General features: G+C 34.4%; 4 protein-coding genes and 1 pseudogene. All 5 read right to left on the bottom strand.

Annotated elements, in window-relative coordinates:
- Positions 1-891: 891 nt before the first annotated feature.
- Complete coding sequence (locus tag J2S13_RS16585) at positions 892-1365, bottom strand: DMP19 family protein (protein ID WP_307258953.1); 474 nt, start codon at positions 1363-1365, stop codon at positions 892-894.
- Between the two features lie 207 nt (positions 1366-1572).
- Positions 1573-2394 (bottom strand): hypothetical protein, encoded by an 822-nt coding sequence (locus J2S13_RS16590; RefSeq protein WP_307258954.1) that lies wholly within the window; start codon positions 2392-2394, stop codon positions 1573-1575.
- A 36-nt stretch (positions 2395-2430) separates the two neighbouring features.
- Positions 2431-2839: pseudogene (locus tag J2S13_RS16595) on the bottom strand (DUF4275 family protein).
- A 1-nt stretch (position 2840) separates the two neighbouring features.
- Positions 2841-3290: a DUF7878 domain-containing protein gene (locus tag J2S13_RS16600; protein ID WP_307258955.1), complete on the bottom strand. Its 450-nt coding sequence runs from the start codon at positions 3288-3290 to the stop codon at positions 2841-2843.
- A 63-nt stretch (positions 3291-3353) separates the two neighbouring features.
- The coding region (locus J2S13_RS16975; RefSeq protein WP_370874059.1) for a transposase at positions 3354-3549 on the bottom strand (196 nt) is incomplete at its 5' end.

Consider the following 3549-nt stretch of genomic DNA (forward strand, 5'->3'; position numbering starts at 1 on the left):
TTATAACCTTCCTCCCATGTAACTGCTGTATTTACTGTATGGAACTCGTGCAGTATCGGACTTTGTTTTGTTTTGCAAACTCATCCATTCCAATTGTCCCCAATTAATAATAACGTTCCCCCAACCACTCCTCGCCCAATCCTCCTCAAACCCTTTCCCCACTAAGGCTCACGCCTTTCTCTCACCCTTTCCTTCTTTTTCTTAAAGAATAATAACGTTCCCGCCTTTTTCCCGTCTTTTCCTCATTTGTGTAACGATTTTTCACTGAATCCGACATAATAATAACAGGTAGTAGGGTTAAGGTTTAAGGAGCGGTTTCTCCCGCTTTCTTTCCCACTTTTGCTCATGCTTTTTCTTCTTCTTTTTCGTTGTGAAACCCTGTAGTTGCTTGCTTTCTCATGCTTTTCTCGCCTTTTTCCCTCTTGCTTTTTCGGGCATAAAAAGACCGAAGGTCTGCCTGAATTGGATCAGGTAACCTTCGGTTTAGGAACGTTCTTTTTATTTAAGGAACGTTGTTATTGTTTAAGAAGCGGTACTATTATTTTTAGACATAGTAGTGTTAAGGTTTAAGGACTAAATCTTTGTTATTTCAGGCTTTAGCACCCTTTTTTTTCCAAGAGAAAGCACCTGTTTGTTTAATAATTTCTATCCAAAATTCCTATCCAAAAACAGAAGTAGATAACTACCTGCACAAAGATAAATTGCTACTTGGGTTATTATATAAATTGAAAGTTCAGAAAAGGTTAGTTTTCTTTCTCTCTTAATTTTTTTAAAATGTCTATAATAGTAAAATGAACATAGGAGTAGTATGATTGCTGATACTTGGAATATATTATCCAATAAACTAACCAAAATAATCATCTCCTCTTAGTAATAATATTGCTTATTAATTTAATCAACTACTTCAATTAAGTCAGTATGAATCATTATGAAATACGATTCTAACAAGTCTCTCAATTTTTCATTGAGGTTATAATATTCCTCGTTCGCTTTATCGATAACGCTATAAAACTCATTTTCATCTATCTCGTTATTTTCTAAAGCAACGTACATTCTCCACATCTCTTGCCCAAACTTCTTCTCAATCATTGCATACTCATGAGCATCTATTTTTTCAAGAACACCGATTAGTTCTTCCAAATAACGAGTGATTCCTACTTCCTCTATATGCTCTGAATTCCACCTTAATAAACTTTCATGACCTCCACTTTCCATTTCGGAATAGTATTGAAGAACAGTAAATGCTTCATAAGCTACTTTATTTTCTGTTCGATAGGCAGATTCAATTAGCACAGAACTAACAGCATTCCAAATATCATCTCGATTTAATAAGTCTGTTCTTTTTATTTTAGGTTTCATATTCATGCTTGGAACCACCTTTCTCAGCTATCACAACAACAGTTCATTCGTTGTTAGTACATAAATTCAGCACTGCAACAAGGTCAAGTATATTTCATCTAATCATCCAGTAATTGGATGGCATTTATTCAACTCTTGTGTGTCTATACTTCTATGAGAAAAGGCAAGCCCTACTTCCCAAAGGATTGCCACATTCGTGACATAAGTATTAACCTATGCAATATTCCCACCATGCATCGAAAACATATAGAAATTTTCTTCATCTGTTAGAGTCCATCCATCAAAGAAAGAACTCGCATGAAATACATCTAAAAAGATATTGCCAAATTGTACAATCAGAAGTGGGCATTGCTCTAATAACTGAACATCTTCAATTTTTTTACCAATCAGTAACTCCCTGACTGAATTCCATTCTCTTTGGTTGGATCGAATATCCGTTTCCCCCATCACTATTTCACTTGCATTCCGAATTCTCCAAGGACATTCAATGATGATTGCCCCTTTTTCCAATTGAATAATGAAATGAACCTCTGATTCAATGGCTGTAACCTTTTGTCCAATCATTTCCTCAAAGGTGATATTACTTAGTTTCGTATGCCATAGCTTACGTGCATGTGCAACAATCATTTCATTGATCCTATCCATGGTATAACTATAATAGTTATCTCCATACTGAAAGTCATCGATGGCATCACTGATTTCCTGCCAATTCATCTGTTCCTCGAATAAATCGTGTGTGATTGTACATTCATAAATCTCTTTCACAATTGACACCGCATTCTTAGTTGGCATTAATAATTGTGAATGTAAACATTTTAAATGATAGTCCAAGCATTGTTCTTTGGTAGGTGCATCACGTTGAATACTTTTCATCGCATCGGCAAACATCTCTTCGATTTCAAATAGATTTAATGACTCTTTCATACTCATACTGGCTAACTTCTTAACTTCAAGTATATCCATATACAATTGTTGATTTGCCCACTCTATATAATCTGATGCTTGCACCGTATCTGTATATTTCTTGTAGTACAATTCTAACAGCTCTATAATAAGCACCTCTATTTCATACTATTTTCGACAAAAATAAGGCCCAAGCCAACCTGTTTCGTGTGTTCTTACATAAGTCCAACGAAATCCCTTATCCACGATATACATCCTGTTCATTTACAAAGTCGTCAGCTTTAAGTGCTGTAGCATTTTCAAGAATAAACGCTTCATTGGAATGTTGGTAAAAAACATAACAGGATTTCTTTGATTCTCTATTGAAAGCAATATCCGCCTGTTCTTCTTGTAAACAATCTCTTTTTTCATAACTAAATACATGCCATAGAAAGTCATCGAGATAAATAGATTTCTTTTCATTTTCACCAAGATGATTGGTAAAATGGTCTTCCCAATTCTTTCTCAAATAACTCCCCCATTTGGGTATTTCAGTCACCTTTACTTTTTTATTTCTAAGTGATGATACTAAGTCCATACTATTTTTCAAAAAACCGCCTTCTCTTTATAAAATCGTTTATCTTAATTCCATAGTTCCCCATCAATGCTTGATCTAATTCAAGTAGGAAAGAATCAACTGACTCGCTAATATCGTTCAATGATAGCAATTCCTCGGATTCATACTGTTGCCAAATTGAAAATAAAGAAAGGTGTTTCTCCGCTTTATTATTAAATGCTAAAATAGGGCCTTCTCTTTCATCATGTTCAATTGTATAGTAATAAAAATCTCCTTCTCTATCCCACTTTGTTAAAGCTATTCCAAATTCGAGCAAAGCGAGCGAAGGTTCCAAGAAAAAACATTTCCCATTTACCAAAACTTCTAATCTACCTTGTATATCAACTAATAGCTTACCATTCCTTTTTTTCAGTAATTTTGATTCAATAGGAGTCGTTGTATCTAATACACATTGAAATTTTATTGTATTCAACTTTTCACCTACTTGTCTTTAGTACAGATTTTATGAATATGCTTTTTCCTGTTTCTTTACTTTTCAATTCTGTTTATTGGAAACTCCAAGGTATTCTAATCCAGTCTCAATATAAAAAAGAACAGATTTATTTTTTTCTCCCCTCATATCTAATAAGGCACTCTCACGTGCCTTTCGTTTTGCGGCCTGAAACACGCTATTAATACCTTCTAATAAGCCATTGTTTAGGTTGGATGTAAACCATTGAATAATCCCGTCA

The organism is Oikeobacillus pervagus (assembly GCF_030813365.1).
Lineage (GTDB): Bacteria > Bacillota > Bacilli > Bacillales > DSM-23947 > Oikeobacillus > Oikeobacillus pervagus.

Bases quoted from the DNA above. Each gene is read 5' to 3' on its own strand.
- J2S13_RS16585 (WP_307258953.1), bottom strand. From the start codon at position 1,365: ATGAATATGAAACCTAAAATAAAAAGAACAGACTTATTAAATCGAGAT.